This is a genomic window from uncultured Tateyamaria sp., from assembly GCF_947503705.1.
Classification (GTDB): Bacteria; Pseudomonadota; Alphaproteobacteria; order Rhodobacterales; family Rhodobacteraceae; genus Tateyamaria.
Genome location: NZ_CANNES010000002.1, coordinates 1 through 16,661 on the forward strand (window position 1 = coordinate 1; position 16,661 = coordinate 16,661).

The 16,661-nt window shown below is 59.1% G+C and carries 22 protein-coding genes, 1 tRNA gene and 1 pseudogene; 16 read left to right on the forward strand and 8 right to left on the reverse strand.

Annotated features, from left to right (window positions below):
- Window positions 1–80: 80 nt before the first annotated feature.
- From Q1A44_RS06130 to Q1A44_RS21880, 4 genes and pseudogenes are all read left to right on the forward strand, one after another.
- The gene (locus Q1A44_RS06130; protein ID WP_299621445.1) at window positions 81–920 is read left to right on the forward strand and encodes a TraM recognition domain-containing protein; all 840 of its coding nucleotides are present in this window, start codon (window positions 81–83) and stop codon (window positions 918–920) included.
- A 333-nt stretch (window positions 921–1,253) separates the two neighbouring features.
- The gene (locus tag Q1A44_RS06135; RefSeq protein WP_299621448.1) at window positions 1,254–1,559 is read left to right on the forward strand and encodes a hypothetical protein; all 306 of its coding nucleotides are present in this window, start codon (window positions 1,254–1,256) and stop codon (window positions 1,557–1,559) included.
- 131 nt (window positions 1,560–1,690) lie between these two features.
- Complete coding sequence (locus Q1A44_RS06140; protein ID WP_299621452.1) at window positions 1,691–1,978, forward strand: hypothetical protein; 288 nt, start codon at window positions 1,691–1,693, stop codon at window positions 1,976–1,978.
- A pseudogene (locus Q1A44_RS21880) lies at window positions 1,975–2,727 on the forward strand (recombinase family protein); the annotation flags it as partial. The gene Q1A44_RS06140 and the pseudogene Q1A44_RS21880, both read left to right, overlap by 4 nt.
- A 758-nt stretch (window positions 2,728–3,485) precedes the next feature.
- Here the strand turns inward: Q1A44_RS21880 and Q1A44_RS06150 are convergent.
- Window positions 3,486–3,569: transfer RNA gene (locus Q1A44_RS06150), tRNA-Tyr, on the reverse strand.
- 118 nt (window positions 3,570–3,687) lie between these two features.
- Here Q1A44_RS06150 and rlmB point away from each other — a divergent pair.
- The 3 genes from rlmB (at window position 3,688) to Q1A44_RS06170 (ending at window position 6,127) form a co-directional block, all read left to right on the forward strand.
- Entirely contained in the window at window positions 3,688–4,464 is a 777-nt protein-coding gene (gene rlmB, locus Q1A44_RS06155) for a 23S rRNA (guanosine(2251)-2'-O)-methyltransferase RlmB (protein ID WP_299621455.1), read from the forward strand.
- Between the two features lie 606 nt (window positions 4,465–5,070).
- Window positions 5,071–5,592: a GrpB family protein gene (locus Q1A44_RS06165; RefSeq protein WP_299621458.1), complete on the forward strand. Its 522-nt coding sequence runs from the start codon at window positions 5,071–5,073 to the stop codon at window positions 5,590–5,592.
- 64 nt (window positions 5,593–5,656) lie between these two features.
- A complete protein-coding gene (locus Q1A44_RS06170) occupies window positions 5,657–6,127 on the forward strand; it encodes a CoA-binding protein (RefSeq protein WP_299621461.1) in 471 nt (156 codons plus the stop codon).
- A gap of 38 nt (window positions 6,128–6,165) precedes the next feature.
- On the opposite strand, the gene Q1A44_RS06175 is transcribed toward Q1A44_RS06170, so the two are convergent.
- Together Q1A44_RS06175 and Q1A44_RS06180 are read right to left on the reverse strand one after the other, a co-directional pair.
- The gene (locus tag Q1A44_RS06175; RefSeq protein WP_299621464.1) at window positions 6,166–6,549 is read right to left on the reverse strand and encodes a DUF2147 domain-containing protein; all 384 of its coding nucleotides are present in this window, start codon (window positions 6,547–6,549) and stop codon (window positions 6,166–6,168) included.
- A gap of 243 nt (window positions 6,550–6,792) precedes the next feature.
- Window positions 6,793–7,170 (reverse strand): DUF2147 domain-containing protein, encoded by a 378-nt coding sequence (locus Q1A44_RS06180; RefSeq protein WP_299621467.1) that lies wholly within the window; start codon window positions 7,168–7,170, stop codon window positions 6,793–6,795.
- A 134-nt stretch (window positions 7,171–7,304) separates the two neighbouring features.
- Here Q1A44_RS06180 and hisA point away from each other — a divergent pair, with 134 nt between their 5' ends.
- Complete coding sequence (gene hisA, locus Q1A44_RS06185; RefSeq protein WP_299621469.1) at window positions 7,305–8,024, forward strand: 1-(5-phosphoribosyl)-5-[(5-phosphoribosylamino)methylideneamino]imidazole-4-carboxamide isomerase; 720 nt, start codon at window positions 7,305–7,307, stop codon at window positions 8,022–8,024.
- On the opposite strand, the gene Q1A44_RS06190 is transcribed toward hisA, so the two are convergent.
- A complete protein-coding gene (locus Q1A44_RS06190) occupies window positions 8,021–8,830 on the reverse strand; it encodes a hypothetical protein (protein WP_299621471.1) in 810 nt (269 codons plus the stop codon). The two genes, hisA and Q1A44_RS06190, sit on opposite strands and share 4 nt — an antisense overlap.
- A gap of 91 nt (window positions 8,831–8,921) precedes the next feature.
- Window positions 8,922–9,746 carry a hypothetical protein gene (locus Q1A44_RS06195; RefSeq protein WP_299621473.1) on the reverse strand — a complete coding sequence of 275 codons (825 nt, stop codon included), beginning with the start codon at window positions 9,744–9,746 and terminating at the stop codon, window positions 8,922–8,924.
- A gap of 133 nt (window positions 9,747–9,879) precedes the next feature.
- On the opposite strand from Q1A44_RS06195, the gene hisF reads away from it, so the two are divergent.
- Both hisF and Q1A44_RS06205 read left to right on the forward strand, forming a co-directional pair.
- A complete protein-coding gene (hisF, locus tag Q1A44_RS06200) occupies window positions 9,880–10,641 on the forward strand; it encodes an imidazole glycerol phosphate synthase subunit HisF (RefSeq protein ID WP_299621475.1) in 762 nt (253 codons plus the stop codon).
- Window positions 10,638–10,973 carry a phosphoribosyl-ATP diphosphatase gene (locus tag Q1A44_RS06205; RefSeq protein WP_299621477.1) on the forward strand — a complete coding sequence of 112 codons (336 nt, stop codon included), beginning with the start codon at window positions 10,638–10,640 and terminating at the stop codon, window positions 10,971–10,973. The genes hisF and Q1A44_RS06205 overlap by 4 nt, the downstream gene beginning before the upstream one ends.
- Window positions 10,974–11,143: 170 nt before the next feature.
- Here Q1A44_RS06205 and hisH read toward each other — a convergent pair whose 3' ends face one another.
- Complete coding sequence (gene hisH / locus Q1A44_RS06210; protein ID WP_299621479.1) at window positions 11,144–11,785, reverse strand: imidazole glycerol phosphate synthase subunit HisH; 642 nt, start codon at window positions 11,783–11,785, stop codon at window positions 11,144–11,146.
- Window positions 11,782–12,369: an imidazoleglycerol-phosphate dehydratase HisB gene (gene hisB, locus Q1A44_RS06215; protein WP_299621481.1), complete on the reverse strand. Its 588-nt coding sequence runs from the start codon at window positions 12,367–12,369 to the stop codon at window positions 11,782–11,784. The genes hisH and hisB overlap by 4 nt, the downstream gene beginning before the upstream one ends.
- Window positions 12,370–12,514: 145 nt before the next feature.
- Here hisB and Q1A44_RS06220 point away from each other — a divergent pair, with 145 nt between their 5' ends.
- Window positions 12,515–12,754, forward strand: coding sequence for an Lrp/AsnC ligand binding domain-containing protein (locus tag Q1A44_RS06220; RefSeq protein WP_299621483.1), 240 nt, complete (start codon window positions 12,515–12,517; stop codon window positions 12,752–12,754).
- Window positions 12,755–12,778: 24 nt separating this feature from the next.
- The gene (locus Q1A44_RS06225) at window positions 12,779–13,270 is read left to right on the forward strand and encodes a cupin domain-containing protein (RefSeq protein ID WP_299621485.1); all 492 of its coding nucleotides are present in this window, start codon (window positions 12,779–12,781) and stop codon (window positions 13,268–13,270) included.
- 9 nt (window positions 13,271–13,279) lie between these two features.
- Here Q1A44_RS06225 and Q1A44_RS06230 read toward each other — a convergent pair whose 3' ends face one another.
- On the reverse strand, window positions 13,280–13,957 hold the full coding sequence (locus Q1A44_RS06230) for an MIP/aquaporin family protein (protein ID WP_299621487.1): 678 nt from the start codon (window positions 13,955–13,957) through the stop codon (window positions 13,280–13,282).
- 231 nt (window positions 13,958–14,188) lie between these two features.
- On the opposite strand from Q1A44_RS06230, the gene Q1A44_RS06235 reads away from it, so the two are divergent.
- The 4 genes from Q1A44_RS06235 to Q1A44_RS06250 are packed head-to-tail and all read left to right on the forward strand — an operon-like array spanning window position 14,189 to window position 16,642.
- Window positions 14,189–14,560: a hypothetical protein gene (locus Q1A44_RS06235; RefSeq protein ID WP_299621489.1), complete on the forward strand. Its 372-nt coding sequence runs from the start codon at window positions 14,189–14,191 to the stop codon at window positions 14,558–14,560.
- Window positions 14,557–15,630, forward strand: a complete 1,074-nt coding sequence (locus Q1A44_RS06240; protein ID WP_299621492.1) for a Rieske 2Fe-2S domain-containing protein — start codon at window positions 14,557–14,559, stop codon at window positions 15,628–15,630. Before Q1A44_RS06235 ends, Q1A44_RS06240 begins: the two co-directional genes overlap by 4 nt.
- Window positions 15,627–16,382 (forward strand): hypothetical protein, encoded by a 756-nt coding sequence (locus tag Q1A44_RS06245; protein WP_299621495.1) that lies wholly within the window; start codon window positions 15,627–15,629, stop codon window positions 16,380–16,382. Before Q1A44_RS06240 ends, Q1A44_RS06245 begins: the two co-directional genes overlap by 4 nt.
- Entirely contained in the window at window positions 16,379–16,642 is a 264-nt protein-coding gene (locus Q1A44_RS06250) for a hypothetical protein (protein WP_299621498.1), read from the forward strand. The genes Q1A44_RS06245 and Q1A44_RS06250 overlap by 4 nt, the downstream gene beginning before the upstream one ends.
- The last annotated feature ends 19 nt before the right edge of the window (window positions 16,643–16,661 follow it).

Sequence of the window (16,661 nt, forward strand, 5' to 3'; positions counted from 1 at the left end):
CAGATGCCCCAAGGTCTTCCTCTCTGCCATCGCTCTCGCCGCCATCGTCATCTATTGGCTATGAGTCCTGACCCTAGACGATGTCCCTGGCTGATTTGGTCTCGAATGATCAACCTTGGCAGTTTTACCTCTGTCCGCCTGCTGAGTATCTCAAGGCCTGGAGCCCAATCCTGCGCACTTTCTTTGTTGGCGCGACGCTCTACCAGTCCCGGTCACCCGGGGCGCGGCGCAATACTTTCCTGCTGGACGAATGCGGCCAGCTTGCGGGCGACAGTGGCTTTCCCCTTGTGCCTCGCTTGTTCACGTACGGCGCTGGGATTGGTATCCAACCCATCGCGGTCTTTCAATCCGAAGCCCAGATGAACACTTTGGGGCCCGAGGCAAAGGCGTTGATTCAATCCAGCGCGGCGGGGAAATTGATGTTCGCGCTGCGTGATTGGGAAAGTGCAAAAAACTGTGCCGAGATGTGTGGATCGCAAACGCTGGTCTATGATGATCACCTTGCGCAACAGCGGGCGCAGCATGCCAAAAACACCGCGCTGAAATCCATCATTTCGGGCGGCGACACGATACAAGCGGCTATGACATTTGCTCATCAGGGCTTCGAGGCAGAGCATCAGTCAAAGCAACACCGCCAGCTCCAAACTCCGGATGAGGTGATGAATGCGCCATCGGATATGGCATATTTCTTTCATGAAGATGTGCCGCTCCCCATTCGGCTACAGCGCAGACCCTATTGGACCGAGCGGTGTTTGGCGGGCCGGTACCACCCCAACCCATATCATCCGCCTCTGGACCGCGTGCGCGTGCAAACGCGGTGGGGGCAACGCACCCGCCTCGTGATCGTCGAACCCGTTCCAACGCACTTTGCGCATCTGCCGCAGTATCGCGACGGGATGTGGTCGCGGGTGAAAGTTTGATCCATGGCACACTCTAAACCCAACCCGATCACTTTTGCTGATAGTCAGCCGAACTTGCCCGGCGGCGACTTTGCTGCGCGACTGAGAGACATTCGCATCGCGCGGCAGTTTGCGGAGCGCACAGCAGCCAAGGAACAGAACCTCGGTCCGTCACGCTCACATGAGCAGCGCGACGCTTCTATGGTCGCGCAAGAGCGCCCACATCCCGCACCGCGTCCCACGCCGAATTTTGCCGCTGACGTCGATGCCGCCGTATTTGACGCGCGCTGGGACGCAGAGCGTCGCCGCGCCACACAATCGCATTCAACCACCCCCAACCAAGGAGAACGATCCATGACAGACAAAACACCCCACCGCCCCGAAGAAACCCTGCGCGAAGGCCCGCTCAAAGCCGCCATCTGGCGCAATGAGAATGACAAAGGCCCATATCATTCCGTGACTGTGGCCCGGACATACAAGGATCAGGAGGGCAACCTCCAAGACACTCAGAACTTCCGCCCCAAAGACCTGTTGGGCCTGTCGGAACTGGCGCGCCGGGCGCACCATCAGGTCCACGATCTGGACCGCGAGATGTTCAAAGAACAGCGGCGCACGGCGCAGGAACAGGCGCAATCGAAGGGGCAACCCCAGTCCCGGTGAACAATGGGCTTGGGCGCACCTCACGCCCAAGCCTCTGAAACTAGGAAAATAATCCTTGTCGGATTTCAAAATCACGAGCACACTGTTCCTCTTTTGTTCACGTCAAGGAGGAACAACCAGAAAGGACATTTATGACCCAAACACCCGCACCACCGCCGCCCGCAAAAGTGGGCCAACCACAGATCCATTTCGACGTGCGAGAGTGGATGCCATACCTTGAGCATTGCGAGGTCTCCGAGGAGGAGAAACACAAGCTCATCGAAACCCTTTGGGACATCGTACTCGCCTTTGTCGATCTAGGATGGCGCGTCACGCCACCACAAAATATCAGTGGACAAAGCCTGGAACTGTCCGCCGTCCTGCGCGCTGCTGTGCTAAAGTCAGAAGACATCGTTGCACGGCAAAAGGAGGATGTATGAACCAGAAAGCGCTAGTTTACTGTCGAGTCTCGTCAAAGAGCCAAGAGACGGATGGGCACGGGTTAGAGTCTCAAGAAGCCCGATGTCGTCAATACGCCGAAGCCAAAGGCTATGACTTTGCCGCAGTATTCCCAGACACGATTACCGGAGGAGGTGACTTTTTGTAGCGCCCAGGCATGGTGGCCCTGCTGAGCTTCATTGATGCGCAACCGGACGATAATTTCGTCGTCGTTTTTGATGACGTCAAACGTGCCAGTCGCGATACGCGGGGCTTTCTTGATCTTCGCGACGCGTTCCGCGAGCGCGGGGTGCGTGTTGAAAGCCCCAACTTTTCCTTCGATGAAACACCAGAAAGCGAATTTGTAGAAACAGTGATCGCCGCCCAAGGCGCGCTTGAGCGCAAGCAAAACGGGCGTCAGGTGAAGCAAAAGATGAGCGTCCGTGTCAGTCTTGGCTATTGGTGCCACCTCGAACCCACAGGCTATCGTTTTGAGAAAGTCGAAGGGCATGGCAAACTGATGGTCCGAGATGAACCGTTGGCTTCTATCGTGCACGAGGGGCTTGAGGGGTACGCGAGCGGTCGATTCCAGACCCAGGCGGAATTGGGTCAGTTTTTGCAAGACGACCCGCGTTTCTCGCGGGGTGCGTCGGGTCTTGTGGGTGCGGCACGCGTATCGCAACTGCTGCAACAGCCGCTTTATGCGGGTTATATCAACAGCGAGGCCTATGGGCTGTCTTGGAAGAAAGCGCAGCATGAACCGCTGATCTCGCTTGAAACCTATGAGAAGATTCAAAAGCGGCGCGATAGCAAAGCCAAAGCGCCGAAGCGAGCCAATATCGGTGATGAATTTGCCCTGCGTAGGATTGCAGTTTGTGCGTGCTGCGAGGCACCGCTGCGTTCGTCCTTCTCGAAAGGTCGGCATGGGGTGCGCTATCCCTACTACCTGTGTCAGACCCGGGAATGCGAAGCCTACGGCAAGTCAATCAAACGGGATGTACTGGAAGATGATGTCGGAGCAATCGTAAAGCGCTTGGAACCGGCAGAGGGTTTGACCACGCTTGTAGCCGCAATGTTCCGTAAGGCATGGGATATTCGCCAAGCACAGGCGGCAGATGTGGCGCGCGTCATCAAACGCCAGATCGTTGGAATCGAACGTGACGTTGAAAAAACGTTGGATCGTTTGGTGGATACAAGCTCACAGACAGTCATCCGAGCCTTTGAACGCAAGGTAGACCAGCTTGAAAAGGAAAAGGCACTCCTGTCGGAGAGGGCAGTGAATCAGGCTCAACCAACGCGCTCATTCGAAGAACAGCTAGAACCGGCTTTGGCCTTCCTGACAAACCCTTGGAAACTCTGGGAAAGTGGTGAGATCGCCTTGCGTCGCATAGTCCTGAAATTGGCCTTTGCGGGCCACATCAAATGCTGCCGAAATGAGGGTGCTAGAACCCCAGAAATATCTTTACCGTTCAAGGCCTTAGGAGCGTTCTGCAGTGCGGAAGTCAAGAATGGTGGGCGACCCTGGAATCGAACCAGGCGTGCGTCTCCGCGAGGGAGTTACAGTCCCCTGCCACACCTTGCGGCCTGTCGCCCACTGCGCCATTAGGACAACAGTGCCCTGCAAGCGTGAGCGGGTGATTACCGGGCCGCAATTGAAGGGTCAAGGCACAAAATCAGACCAGCGCAGATACGTGCGGGCTATGAGGACAGAATGAAAAAACCCAAATGGGTCGTTGAAAAGGAACAGGCTAAAAAGGCGGATGCATCGGCGACCGTCTGGCTTTTTGGGTTGCACGCAGTGCGCGATGCGCTGGTTAACCCGGCGCGGCAAAAACTGCGCCTGATCGTGACGCTGAATGCACAGACCAAACTGGCCGATGCCATCGCGCAAGCGGGCATCACGCCCGAGATTGCCGATGCACGGCGGTTCACAGCTCCGCTTGACCCCGGCTCGGTGCATCAGGGCGCGGCTCTTGAGGTCAAGCCTCTCGATTGGGGCAGCCTCGCCGATGTGGCGATCGGCGCCGATGCGCCCCGCCTCATCCTGCTGGACCGGGTCACCGACCCGCACAATGTGGGCGCGATCCTGCGCTCTGCCGAAGTGCTTGGGGCCTCTGCCGTGATCGGTATGCGCCACCACGCCGCCCCCGAAACTGGCGCGCTGGCCAAAACCGCCTCGGGCGCATTGGAACGTCAGCCTTACGTGCGGGTACGCAATTTGGCCGACGCCATCATTGAACTGCAAGGGATGGGGTATCTGGTGCTGGGGCTGGATGGAGAAGCAGAGCAAACAATCGAAACCGCCACCACCGGTCGCAAGGACCGGCCAATTGCCCTGGTTCTGGGCGCCGAAGGGCCAGGATTGCGGCAAAAGACCAAGGAAACCTGCGACCAATTGGTGAAAATCGACGCGGCGGGCGGGTTTGGGTCGCTCAACGTCTCAAATGCGGCGGCGATTGCCCTATATGCCAGCAAGGACCACGAATAGGAGGCGGACATCCCCCACCCCACCAAGATTGCCACCTGCTGTTACTGCGGCACCCGCGCGGCGCTTGTTCTGACCGGTCGCGACCGTCACGAGTTGGCCTGTTCCAGCTGCGGCGCGCCGCTGCACGACCTCAAGATGCTGCCAAAACGAAGCAAGGGTGACCGCGAATTGGTCCGGCCTTCGTCCGTACGCAAACCATCCAAGCCGAAACCATCAAAAAAGAAACCCAAACGTCGTAAGTCACGCTGGGGCGACATTTTCGAGGACGTCTTTGATATCGTTGAAGATATCTTTGACTGACACGACGCAGGGGCCGCACGGGCCACACACGGCGATTAATTCTTTGTTCACAGCTTCGCGAGACACTCTTTTTCAGAGCGCAGTGCGGATTATCTGTTGTTCACACAAGGCAGGACTGGAACCCCTGCCAAGATTTACTGTCCCTCGTTCCATACCTTTGCGCCCCGTTCGTTTCTACGATCGGGGCGTTTTTTTTGTAAGGAACAACGGCCGCTGGTCCCGCTTGGTCGTGAAGGATCGTGGTCTGGATCATATGCTATAGCAAACATGCCTAAACGAAGCCCCCGGCAGCAAAGGCTAACTGAGATGCCAGATACCCCGCCCCCCCTTGGCCTGCGGCAGACCGCCCTGGCCCTCACCCCATACGATCCGCGATGGGCCGCCCTTTTTGAGCAAGAGGCCGCACGCATCCGCCAAGTGCTGGCCGGTTTGGTGTTTCATATCGACCATATCGGCAGCACCGCGGTGCCGGGGTTGCAAGCCAAGCCGATCATGGACATCGCGGTGCGTTGCGATGCGCAGGAGGATGTGGCCAATGCATTGACAGGCATTGGCTATATTGATCGCGGGATGCGAAGCGGTCGCCTCTTTATCCGATTGCGGGATGGCGATGTGCGTACCCACAACCTGCACCTGTACCAAACGGATGATGCAGACTGCAGGGATCAGATCGCGTTTCGCGATGCCCTACGATCAGATCCAGACCTTCGGGACAGTTACGCCAAGCTCAAACAACAGCTTGTCACCAATTTGGGCGATGCAGGGCGCGGGCACTACGCCGAAGGGAAAACCCATTTCGTGAGATCGGTTCTGGCACGGGCGCGTTAGACAAACCAGCGCAAGGCCGTTTCCGTCCCTTTTGCGCGGCAAGCAATTGAGGTAAGCGCAGCGCATGACCCACTATTCCCATACCCTTTTGCGCGACGTTCTCTACCGGACCAAAGTGATTGCAGCCGTAGGTGTGTCTGCCAATCCGATTCGCCCCAGCTATTTTGTGGCCCGCTATCTTACACTCAAGGGGTTTCGGGTGATACCTGTGAACCCTGCCTACGCGGGTCAGGATCTCTTTGGCGAAACCGTTATGGCAAGACTTTCGGATGTCGACGCACCGGTTGATATGGTCGATATCTTTCGTCGGTCAGACGCGGTGCCCCCGATTGTGGACGAGGCGCTGGGCACCCTGCCCCATTTGCGTACAATCTGGATGCAGATCGGGGTTGAACATGCAGCCTCTGCCGCCAAAGCCGAGGCCCGCGGCATCACTGTAATTCAAGATCGCTGCCCCAAGATCGAATATCAGCGCCACTATGGCGAATTGCGGATGGCGGGATTTGCGACAGGCGTAATTTCCTCACGACTGTAATGCGGCCCGGTTAAGGGCCGCTCACACTCTGCCCGCGACTAACGGACCCGGCGCCACTTCTGACTTTGACAAACGGGTCCAAGGCACCCCTTTACCGTCATCTGGTTGCCGTTGACCTGCATCCGCGCTGCGTATTCGCGACGGTGAGCGGGCACATAGGCACGGCCGCTGAAGGTGTCGCCTTTGGCCTGCATGTCCCAAAACACGCGCTGCCCGACTGTGGGGGCAGCAACGGGTGCGCCATTGCGGTCAAACACCTCTGTGATGGTGCCGCAAAAACTGTTGCCGCAGCGCGAGGACACAACATGTGCGCGCTGACCTTTGGCGTCTGGTTCGGTCAGCCACACGCCTTCCGGCGTCCCGGCATGCAGCGGGCTGCCGAGACTGACGACAGCCACAAGCACAAGGGTCGCGGAGGCCATCAAACCGCTTTTAAACTTGGAAAAATCACATATCTGTATCACCAACATCTCTCCTTATTGCAGGGATACTGGCTCTGGGTGCCGTGCCTAGTGAGGGGCCGTGCAGACGAAGCACGAAGTGCATATGCGCATGGCTGGTGGGGTCTACAAGTGGACACGAAAAAACCCGCGCCGAGGGACGCAGGTCATGCGCGGAAAAGCGCTTGTGCCGGACGCGTGTGCCGCCCGATGTATCAGGACGGCCTAGTTCAGGCGCGTCCAGGTCTGGCCTCGGCAGATAGGGCCGACACAGCCCGATACCTTGAGGGCATTGCCATTCAGCGACATTTTCGACCGATAGGTCTTGTCCACATCCGGTGCCCAAATGCGACCGCCGGAATAGCTGCCGTCGCCTTTGACTTTCATATCCCAGATGATCCGCTTGCCTTGGCTGGACGTGTCGTCGCTGCCCACCACTTTGCTGATGACGCCGCAAATCTCCGCGCCGCAAGGGGCGATATCGACATGCAGGAACGCGCCAGTGTCGCCCGCTTCGGTTTTCCAGGTGCCCGCTACAGGGTCGGCCATGGCCAGGCCTGTGCTGACGATCAATGCGCACGTGGCTGTGATCAGGTGTTTCATGAGTGTTTCCTCCCGTTGTGGGCACAACTGTGGTCCATGATCCGGCTCTGAGGCAAGAATGACCTTGGGTCGCGTTGCAAATCGTGACGTAAGGTGCCAAAGGGCACGCGATCCTCGCGAAAGGCCCCAAATCCATGATCCTGTATCCCGCAATCGACCTCAAGGATGGGCAGGCCGTGCGCCTCGTACATGGCGACATGGATCAGGCAACCGTGTTCAACGACGACCCTGCCGCGCAGGCCCGCGCCTTTGTGGAGGCTGGTTGTGAGTGGTTACATCTGGTGGATTTGAACGGCGCCTTTGCCGGGACCCCGGTAAACGCGGCCCCGGTCGAGGCGATCCTGGCATCTTGCGACGTGCCCGCCCAATTGGGCGGCGGCATCCGCGACATGGCGACAATCGAGATGTGGCTGTCCAAGGGGCTGGCGCGCGTGATTTTGGGCACCGTCGCCGTGGAAAACCCCGATCTGGTGCGCGAGGCAGCCCGCGCCTTTCCAGGACATGTGGCCGTCGGCATTGACGCGCGCGGGGGCAAGGTCGCGACCAAGGGGTGGGCCACGGAAACGGATGTGGACGCCACCGACCTCGCCCGGTCGTTTGAAGACGCCGGCGTCGCGGCGATCATTTATACCGACATCAACCGGGATGGGGCCATGGGCGGGCCCAACATCCCCGCAACCGACAGCCTGGCCAAAGCTGTCAGCATCCCCGTGATCGCCTCCGGCGGCGTATCATCGCTGGCGGATCTCACAGCGCTCAAGGCAACGGGCACAATCGCGGGCGCCATTTCGGGGCGCGCGCTATATGACGGCGCGATTGACCTGGCCACCGCCTTGCAAGCGCTCAAGGGCTAACCGCCCAGTTTCTTGAGCTGTTCTTCCAGCGATTTGGTACTGTCTTCCAAACGCTTGAGCTGCGCTTCGTTGTCCTTGACCGCTTTCTTGCGCCAATCATTGCGCAAACCCGCCGCGTTCTTGTTGGTCGATTTTTGGACGGTCCGCTCCTCGTAAACGACCGTATGCGGCAACGGTACTTTGCCGCCCTCACCCTCGCATTGCGCCGTGCGGGTGATGGTCACAAGCAGAACACTGGGCAATAGGATCAGCATGCGGCTGTCTTCGTTTATCGTGCTTTGGAACACCGAAAATGCCTCATACTCGATCTTGATCTCGATCTCGTAGCACGCCGAGCGCCCAAGTTTGTCCACCAGTCCCATCACGTCGACTTCGAAATGAACGGTGCCGAACATGGCGGTTACCGCCTTGTCGAGCGCGGGAATGTCGCGGAAACCACTGCGGGTCAGTGCGTCCGAGATCAATACCGATTGATCAAGACGCCAATCGGCTTCGGCACGCTCTTGATTGTAATCATAGGCCGGTTTGCGGTTCGAATGAAACAGGATGCGCGGCTCGATATCCTTGGAAAATTTGAACGGGTTCGGCAGGCCCGCACCGCCATCTGCACAATCCCATACATACATGAATTTGCGCGTCTCAGCGTCCAGCTCTAGTTGCAACTGCCTCCTCGCTCCGTTCTCCTCAAAAAGCGAAGGCTTGGGCGACCACAACCGCGGCCAGGGCAGTCCCAGCCTTTTGGTTTCACCGGTTGATGGGACATGAATGGGGTCCAGCTTGAGCTGACCAAGGTTGGGTAGGGTCATAATCTTCTCTGTTCTAAAATGCGTGCGGTAGTCTTGCACAAGCGGTCGAAAGGTCAAGCGGGGGCTGTACGCCGGATGCAAATGCGCCCGCTTAACCACCCAGCTCCTTGAGCTCTTTCTCCGTTTCCTCGCGTTCCTTCTCCAGCCCTTTCAAGGCCGCCTCACGACGCTTGATCTCTTCGCGATGCTCTTGGGCCTTTTCAGCGTTTTCTTCCAATTTCTTCTTGCGCCAATCGCCCCTCAGTTTGCGATCCAGCTCTCCGATACGCGGTGCAAAACGTTTGGTTATTGTCGCCAAAGGGTCATGAAACCACACCAGTTCCTTGCCATCATCCTCATGACAATACCCGGTCTGATCAACACTCACCGTCAGCGTCCCGGGCAACAACAGGAACACTCGGGCACTCACGATCAGCCCGGGAAAGAACAGCTCAAAAGGCTCATAAGTCATCTCGGCGACGACACGGTAACTGATCTTGGATTTGTTGTTCTGATCAATCATCCCCTCAAAGTTCGGCATGATCAGGTTCGAAAACGAGGCACCAATAGTGCCTTGCAGCTTGTTGCTGTCTGCCACCCCCAGATGGCGCACAAGGTCATTGACCGTTTGCTCGACGGACTCCTTCTGTGCTGCCGGATCGGGCGCGAAATAAGGCGCCAACGACGGATCCATAGGCTCCGGGATCACCACCAGCTTGGCGTCAATTTCGCCTAGTTTGGGCCAGGGCACAGGGTTGTAACTTCGGGTCGCGCAATCCCAGGTCATCGAAAGGTAGAGGTTCTCTCTCGCCAGTTCCTGGGCAATCTGCACCTCGGGTTTGACAGGCACAAAGGACTTCCCAAATGGAATGGGCCCTTGCACAGGTGGAACATGCGTCGCGTCAATCTGCGCTCCGTTGATGCTGAATTCGGTCATCTGAATGCCCTTTGAATATGGTATCGCAAAGCCTCAGCAGGCGCCTCATCGCGTCAATTGACAAGTCAGGAATGCCAGACTTGTTCGCCAAGGCGGACTTGCCCAGCCGCCACCGCGCGCCTATAGCATCCCCATGCTCAAGACCCGTATCATCCCCTGTCTGGACGTCGCCGATGGCCGCGTTGTCAAAGGTGTCAACTTTGTCGACCTCGTCGACGCGGGCGACCCGGTCGCTGCTGCCCGCGCCTATGACGCGGCGGGGGCGGACGAGCTCTGTTTTCTTGACATTCACGCCACGCACGAAAATCGCGGCACCATGTTCGATCTGGTGCAGCGGACGGCGGAACAATGCTTTATCCCGCTGACCGTGGGCGGCGGCGTGCGGACCGTGGCGGATGTGCGTGCGCTTTTGCTGGCAGGCGCTGACAAGGTGTCGTTCAACTCGGCAGCCGTGGCCGACCCCGACGTATTGGCCCGCGCCGCGGACCAGTTCGGCAGCCAATGTATCGTATGCGCCATCGACGCCAAGACGGTCGAACCTGGGCGCTGGGAAATCTTCACCCATGGTGGGCGCAAGCCAACGGGCATAGATGCGGTTGAATTTGCTCGCACTGCTGCCACCAAAGGGGCCGGCGAAATCCTGTTGACCTCGATGGACCGTGACGGCACGCGCGCTGGCTTCAACCTGCCGCTGACGCGGGCCATCTCCGATGCGGTCCGAGTCCCCGTGATCGCCTCGGGCGGTGTCGGCACGCTCGATCATCTGGTCGAGGGCGTGACCCAAGGTGGCGCATCTGCTGTCCTCGCCGCCTCCATCTTTCACTTTGGTGACTACACGATTGCGCAAGCCAAGGCCCACATGGCCGCTGCGGGCATCGAGATGAGGATCACATGACGCACGCGACCCCAGGCCAGCGCAGCGCGCTGGACGACCTCTTTGCCACGATCACGGCCCGAAAGACTGCGGACCCCGACAGTTCCTGGACAGCAAAGCTGCTGTCAAAAGGTCCGGAAAAATGCGCCGAGAAATTTGGCGAAGAAGCTGTTGAGGCCATCATCGAAGCGGTCAGAAATGACAAAAAGGCGCTGACGTCGGAGGCGGCGGATGTTCTCTACCACCTGCAAGTGATGCTCGCGGCGCGTGATGTCGATTGGCAAGACGTGATGGACGAACTCGCACGCCGCCAGGGCACCTCTGGCATCGCTGAGAAAGCCGCACGGAACTAGGCGAAAGACAGCTTCGCCTTACGAGCCAAGCCCAGGTGCCGCGCGCCCTCCTCTCTTTCCCTCCCCCGAGGCAATGGCACGAGGGGAAGAGCCCCAATGCTCGATCCCAGAAAAGCGAAACGCCGCCCCCATTCCGCAAGGCGGTGGGCGTCCTTCGTTACCACGTCCGCTCAGGGGGCCCAGGTCAGGAAATTACGGATCATGCGCAGGCCCACATCCTGGCTTTTTTCCGGGTGGAACTGCATGCCCAGCATCGTGTCACGGCCCACAACAGCCGTGACATCACCGCCGTAGTCCACATGCGCCAGGCGCAGCGCCGGATCTGCAACCTCAAAATGATAGGAGTGCACAAAATACGTGTGATCGCCGGTGGTCACCCCGTCAAAAACAGTATGCGGGGCGTCCAGCACCAGATCATTCCAGCCCATATGCGGTACTTTGAGCGCAGGATCAGACGGTGTAATCGGCACCACGGCGCCACCCACCCAATCCAGACCCGGCGTGTCGCTGTATTCGCGACCCATGGTCGCCATCAGTTGCATGCCGACGCAGATGCCTAGAAACGGGCGGCCCTTGACCTCGACCGCCTCGACCAACGCATCGTAAACGCCCCCCGCCCCGCGCAGCGCGGCCGCGCAGGCCGGAAAGGCCCCGTCGCCGGGCAACACAACCCGGTCGGCGCGCGAAACGACATCCGCATCCGCCGTCACCACGACGGTGCCCGCATCCGCCTCGCGCGCCATACGCTCAAACGCCTTGTGCGCCGAATGCAAATTGCCGCTTTCGTAATCGATCAGAACCGTCAGGCTCATAGCGCGCCCTTGGTCGAGGGAATGGCACCGGCGCTGCGCGGATCGACCTCAAGCGCCACGCGCAAGGCACGCGCCACCGACTTGAACGCCGCCTCAGCGATGTGGTGGCTGTTGAGGCCGTGCAGCATATCGACATGCAGGGTGATGCCCCCATGGGTCGACAACGCCTGAAAGAACTCGCGTACCAATTCTGTGTCAAAGGTCCCGATCTTGTGGGTAGGCAAATCCACATTCCACACCAGAAACGGACGGCCCGACAGGTCCAAGGCCGCACGCACCAGCGCATCATCCATCGGCAACAGGCACGATCCGTACCGCGCGATGCCACGCTTGTCGCCCACCGCCTCAGCCAAGGCCTGCCCGATGGCAATGCCCACATCCTCGACGGTGTGGTGGTCGTCGATATGCAGGTCACCGGAACAGCGCACCGTCATGTCAATCAGCGCATGGCGCGCCAGTTGATCCAGCATGTGGTCAAAGAAACCAACACCGGTCTGATTGTCATAGGCCCCGGTGCCGTCCAGGTTCAGTTCGACACTGATATCGGTTTCGGCGGTTTTGCGGGTCAGGGTGGCGCGGCGCATGGGCGGCCTCCGGATCAAGGGTTTGCATGTTGCGCCTTCTATAGGCGGGCAAACCTGCGCCGCCAAGCCCTGCGCGGATGGCTTGCCAATCGGCGTCCGCCCGTGTCACTTAAACGCGACTTGCGTGTTTGAAAGGCAATGCCCGATGTCCACTTGCGTCTTTATCCAGATCCGCTGCCATCCCGGGACGACATACAAGGTCGCCGAAGAGATCGCGCTGCGCGAAATCCATTCAGAGCTTTATTCGACCTCAGGCGATTATGACCTGCTGATGAAGGTCTATATTCCCGCAGGTGAAGATGTCGGCAAATACATCAACGATCAGTTGCTGGACATCAAAGGGATCGAACGATCACTGACAACGATGACCTTCAAGGTGTTTTGAGCCACCCAGACAGAGGAACGCGCCATGACCGACGACACCTACCTGATCACAGCGGACGAGATTGCGGCCATGCCCGGTCTGGAGAAGACGCATTTCCTGAACCAAAATGCACAACGTGTGAACAAATCGCTGGGGGATGTGACTGGCCTGACCGGCATCGGTTTTCACATCATCGAGGTGGAACCGGGCTTTGAAACGACAGAACATCACGTGCACTATTACGAGGATGAATGCGTCTATGTGCTGGCGGGCACTGCAACGTCTTTGATCGGAGGCGAAGAGGCCCAGATTGGCCCAGGCGATTTCATTGGCTACCGCAAGGGTGGCCTGGCTCATTCAATCAAAAACACTGGGACCGAGACTTTTCGCTGCATCGTCGTGGGCCAGCGATTGGATCATGATGTGGCTGACTACACCCACCAGGACAAACGAATCTTCCGCAATGCGGGCCTGCCCTGGAACCTCGTCGATCACACCGACATCACAGTTGTGGGCGGCACGGCCGGCAAGAAATGATCGCCAACCCTAGCCCTTGGCGACCACTATTTTTTCGTCCCGCAGCAACCAGCCAAAGAAATAGGTAGCAAGCATCGCCGCCATCAATTGCACCGCGATAAAAGCGGCCACGTCAGCGGGCGCGATCCCTGCAAAAGTGTCCGAAAACCCCCGCGCAATCGTCACCGCCGGATTGGCAAAGGATGTCGAGGACGTGAACCAATAGGCCGCCGTGATATAAAGGCCAACAGCCATGGGCACCGCCTTGGGCTGCGCCTTGAGACAGGCCAGGATCGTGCCGACCAATCCAAAGGTGGCCACAAACTCGCCGGCCCATTGGCCCAGCCCTGTCCGCGCCGTGGTCGAGGGGTCAATGATCGGATTGTCGAACATCACATGGGCCGCAAAGACGCCGATAATGCCCCCAAAAATCTGCGCCAACACGTAAAGGCCAGCATCACGCCCACCGATCTCGCGTCGCAACCAGAAACTCAGGGTCACGGCCGGGTTGAAATGCGCGCCCGAAATGGGGCCAAACACCGTGATCAGCACCACCAGAATGGCCCCTGTCGGGATCGTATTGCCCAAAAGGGCGATGGCTACGTTGCCGTCGGCCAACCGCTCGGCCATGATGCCTGAGCCGATGACTGTCGCCAAAAGGGAGAACGTGCCCAACCATTCGGCCACCAAACGTCGTTCGAGCGTCAAATCACTTCCTCCAAATAGGCATCAGCGGTCAAACTTGCGCCACGAATCGCGCATGCCTTTATTCTCTATCCTTAGGCACAACCGGGCAGGGAATGAAGCATGCTTGCCCCTGGCTATAGGCCACTTGATCACAATTTTCGCTTAGCTTTGCTTTGACGCGTATCCGCACTTTGCCGTGCGCATCGAACAGGTTAGGGTTCGCCCAAGGCAATCAGACGCATCGGAGACGTCATGGACATCGCACAGGCCATTGTTATGGCCATGCAGGCTTGGGGCATGATCGGGGCGCTGACGGCGGCCGTCTTTTTGACCATCGGCATGGACCGCATCGACGAGGATGCCCAGGGCGCTTATATCTTTCGCCCTCTCCTCATTCCGGGTGTCTTGCTGATCTGGCCCCTCGTGCTCTGGCGCTGGTGGCAGATCGAAAGCGAAGCGCGGGGCTGGGCCGAACGTTATCGCCCCGTGCGTGCGGGGCATGGCGCGGCTGTGATCGTGATGAGCATCGCCATCGTGACCATCGTTGCCCTGGGCCTTTCCGTACGGCAGGAATGGCCCGCAGACATCGCCCCCGTCCAACTGAGCCAAGGGGCATCCCAATGAGCGTCAAATACACCCCGGTTCAATGGAACCGGAACAAATGGATTTATGACGCCGTTATGCTGGCGGGCGTCGCCCTGTTCCTGTGGATCTTCCTGAACATCACCCCCGACGTTCTGGACCATGAACGGGCCATTAACCCGCAGATTCATAACGCCCGCGCCTTTGGTGCCTGCGCATTCATGATGTTGACGGTGATCCTGTGTATCGGCCCTGCTGCCCGGCTCAACAAACGGTTCTTGCCGCTGCTTTACAACCGGCGGCATTTCGGAGTGATGACCGCCATTGTGGCGATCACCCATGCAGGCTACATCCTGAACTGGTACTTCAACTTCTCCAGCTCCGACAAATATGTGGGCCTGCTCTATGCCAATTCGAGCTTTGGGCAGATTGCGGGCTTTCCCTTTGAACTCTTCGGGATATTTGCGCTGATCTGCCTGCTGATCCTGGCGGCGACCAGCCATGACTTTTGGCTGAAATTCCTGACACCGCCCGTGTGGAAGCGGCTACATTACCTGATCTATGCTGCTTATTTTGCGGTTGCGGCGCACATCTCGTTGGGCATCCTGCAAGATCAGCAAAACCATGTATTCACCGTGATGTTCATCGCCGGTGCGGCGGCTGTTATCGTTCTGCACTTAGCGGCGTGGATGGCCGATCGGGGCGACAGACCGATGGGTGCCGATGGGGCCTGGGTCGAGGTGGCGCGCACCTCTGCCATGCGCGAGGGCTACGCCAAGATCACTCGGCTTTCCAACGGCGACCGCGTCGCCATCTTTTTGATGGACGGCAAGCTATCGGCCATCTCCAACGCCTGCGCACACCAGAACGGGCCGCTCGGAGAGGGCAAGATCATCGACTGTCTGGTCACCTGCCCCTGGCACGGATTTCAGTACGATGTGCGCTCGGGCCGCTCGCCCGCGCCGTTCACCGAAATGGTGCCTACCTACCGGGTGCGCGTTGTGGGCGACATGGTCGAAGTGCATCCCGATCCCAAACCGCCCGGTACTTACATTGATCCCGTGCCGATGCCCGTGCCCGACACCACCCTGCCCGAAGGAGAACCCGCATGAGCGAGAAACCCTTTTTCGTTGGCTACTTGCCCGTGCCCTCCGGGCTGAAAACCTTTTTGCTCAGCGTTTCGGTCCTGCTCATGGCGGGGCTGGCCACGGCCGGTTTCCTGATGGGGGCGGCCCAGGACGATCCTGGTCCAGGTGCCTTTCGCTTTGATTATGGCCGCCAGACGGTGACGGGCGTGATTGAAATGACACCATACCCGATCTTGCACGTGACCGAAGGCAATGACCGGATCAAACCGGGCGACAGTTTCATGATGACGGCGGGCGGCAAATCCGGCGTGGACGGGCGGGCCATGCCGCTCAACGGGCAATTGGCTCAGGCCTCTGGCGTCGTGCTGGAGCGTGGGGACCTCTACATGCTGCAACTGCGGGGCGGGCGAAACGGGCTGCGCGCCGCCGAAGGGGACGCACCCGAGATCGCGGTTGAACCTCAGGGCCGCTGGCAATTGACCGGCGAGATTTGCGACGGGAAATGCCTGGCGGGTGCCATGCGCCCCGGACGCGGCTTGGCCCATAAGGCGTGCGCCAATCTGTGCCTTCTGGGCGATGTGCCCCCCATTTTCGTCTCGACGCAGCCTGTGCTGGGCTCAGAGTTCCTGCTGGTCACCGGCCCTGGCGGCACACGCCTGCCGCGCGACGCCTATGACTATGTGGCGCAATTCATCACCGCCGAAGGCAACGTGACCAAGCGCGGCGAAATGCTGGTCTGGGAGATCGAACCCGACACGATCCAGGTGGTCCAATGAAACGGATTGTCTGGCTGAGTGTCGCGGCGCTGATCGCCGCCATCCTGTTCTATGTCTCGCGGTTCTGGTCGTTCTCGCTCTGGCCCCGTTCGGGCCTCTTTGGGATAGAAGAGTTGCGCCCCCAAGGCGGCCTTGTCGGGCAATGGTTACGCGGCACGGATTTTGCTCCGTTCGAGCTGCTGATCTGGGCTGTGGGCGCGTTTCTGGTGCTGACCGTGTTGCAAAAGCTCTATGACAGGCTCAATCCGCCGCCCGAGTAACCCGTTGGGGGACACCCCC

Excerpts from the sequence above, each read along its gene's own strand:
- hisH (WP_299621479.1), bottom strand. The coding sequence starts at position 11,785 with ATGAGCCTGACGGTTCTGATCGATTACGAAAGCGGCAATTTGCATTCG.
- Q1A44_RS06135 (WP_299621448.1), top strand. The coding sequence starts at position 1,254 with ATGACAGACAAAACACCCCACCGCCCCGAAGAAACCCTGCGCGAAGGC.
- hisB (WP_299621481.1), bottom strand. The coding sequence starts at position 12,369 with ATGCGCCGCGCCACCCTGACCCGCAAAACCGCCGAAACCGATATCAGT.
- Q1A44_RS06240 (WP_299621492.1), top strand. The coding sequence starts at position 14,557 with ATGAGCGTCAAATACACCCCGGTTCAATGGAACCGGAACAAATGGATT.
- hisA (WP_299621469.1), top strand. The coding sequence starts at position 7,305 with ATGATCCTGTATCCCGCAATCGACCTCAAGGATGGGCAGGCCGTGCGC.
- Q1A44_RS06225 (WP_299621485.1), top strand. The coding sequence starts at position 12,779 with ATGACCGACGACACCTACCTGATCACAGCGGACGAGATTGCGGCCATG.
- Q1A44_RS06140 (WP_299621452.1), top strand. The coding sequence starts at position 1,691 with ATGACCCAAACACCCGCACCACCGCCGCCCGCAAAAGTGGGCCAACCA.
- Q1A44_RS06250 (WP_299621498.1), top strand. The coding sequence starts at position 16,379 with ATGAAACGGATTGTCTGGCTGAGTGTCGCGGCGCTGATCGCCGCCATC.
- Q1A44_RS06170 (WP_299621461.1), top strand. The coding sequence starts at position 5,657 with ATGACCCACTATTCCCATACCCTTTTGCGCGACGTTCTCTACCGGACC.
- Q1A44_RS06165 (WP_299621458.1), top strand. The coding sequence starts at position 5,071 with ATGCCAGATACCCCGCCCCCCCTTGGCCTGCGGCAGACCGCCCTGGCC.
- Q1A44_RS06205 (WP_299621477.1), top strand. The coding sequence starts at position 10,638 with ATGACGCACGCGACCCCAGGCCAGCGCAGCGCGCTGGACGACCTCTTT.
- hisF (WP_299621475.1), top strand. The coding sequence starts at position 9,880 with ATGCTCAAGACCCGTATCATCCCCTGTCTGGACGTCGCCGATGGCCGC.
- Q1A44_RS06190 (WP_299621471.1), bottom strand. The coding sequence starts at position 8,830 with ATGACCCTACCCAACCTTGGTCAGCTCAAGCTGGACCCCATTCATGTC.
- Q1A44_RS06180 (WP_299621467.1), bottom strand. The coding sequence starts at position 7,170 with ATGAAACACCTGATCACAGCCACGTGCGCATTGATCGTCAGCACAGGC.
- Q1A44_RS06175 (WP_299621464.1), bottom strand. The coding sequence starts at position 6,549 with ATGGCCTCCGCGACCCTTGTGCTTGTGGCTGTCGTCAGTCTCGGCAGC.
- rlmB (WP_299621455.1), top strand. The coding sequence starts at position 3,688 with ATGAAAAAACCCAAATGGGTCGTTGAAAAGGAACAGGCTAAAAAGGCG.
- Q1A44_RS06235 (WP_299621489.1), top strand. The coding sequence starts at position 14,189 with ATGGACATCGCACAGGCCATTGTTATGGCCATGCAGGCTTGGGGCATG.
- Q1A44_RS06130 (WP_299621445.1), top strand. The coding sequence starts at position 81 with ATGTCCCTGGCTGATTTGGTCTCGAATGATCAACCTTGGCAGTTTTAC.
- Q1A44_RS06195 (WP_299621473.1), bottom strand. The coding sequence starts at position 9,746 with ATGACCGAATTCAGCATCAACGGAGCGCAGATTGACGCGACGCATGTT.
- Q1A44_RS06220 (WP_299621483.1), top strand. The coding sequence starts at position 12,515 with ATGTCCACTTGCGTCTTTATCCAGATCCGCTGCCATCCCGGGACGACA.
- Q1A44_RS06245 (WP_299621495.1), top strand. The coding sequence starts at position 15,627 with ATGAGCGAGAAACCCTTTTTCGTTGGCTACTTGCCCGTGCCCTCCGGG.